The following is a 430-nucleotide window of genomic DNA, read 5'->3' as shown; positions in this document are numbered from 1 at the left end:
CTTGGAAACGGTGCTGAAATTAAAAAAGTTTCAGTCGAAAAAGGAAGTAAGGTAATCGCCAACCAACAGGTTCTACTCCTGACAAATAAATTCGAAGAAATGCCAGACTTGTACGCAATCACCAAAGAGAATATGGATATATTTGCTGAATGGACTGGTATCGAAGTGACCTATAAAGGAACGGGTTCAAAAGTAGTCGACCAAAGTGTAGAGGTCGGTACCGCTTTGAATAAAACCAAGAAAATAACAATAACCTTAGGAGACTGACATGCAATTCGCACTTATGTCGGGATTGGTAGCTTTTCTAGCAACCGTTCTCTTAATCCCACGATTTATTACATTTTATCAAGCCAAACGCATTGAGGGGCAACAGATGCACGAAGATGTGAAACAACATCAGTTTAAGGCAGGTACACCAACAATGGGGGGA

Annotated in this window: 1 protein-coding gene and 1 pseudogene; both read left to right on the top strand. The window is 40.7% G+C overall.

Going from position 1 to position 430, the window contains the following annotated elements; all coding sequences use genetic code 11:
• Positions 1 to 267, top strand: a 267-nt coding sequence (locus C1G53_RS09090; RefSeq protein ID WP_153046689.1) for a PASTA domain-containing protein, incomplete at its 5' end; no start/stop codon positions are given.
• 1 nt (position 268) lies between these two features.
• A pseudogene (locus C1G53_RS09085) lies at positions 269 to 430 on the top strand (phospho-N-acetylmuramoyl-pentapeptide-transferase); the annotation flags it as partial.

The sequence above is a fragment of the Streptococcus suis genome (assembly GCF_002960445.1).
GTDB classification, from domain to species: domain Bacteria; phylum Bacillota; class Bacilli; order Lactobacillales; family Streptococcaceae; genus Streptococcus; species Streptococcus hyiners.
The sequence above is the reverse complement of the archived record's forward strand: the minus strand, read 5'-3'. Positions and strand labels throughout refer to the sequence as shown.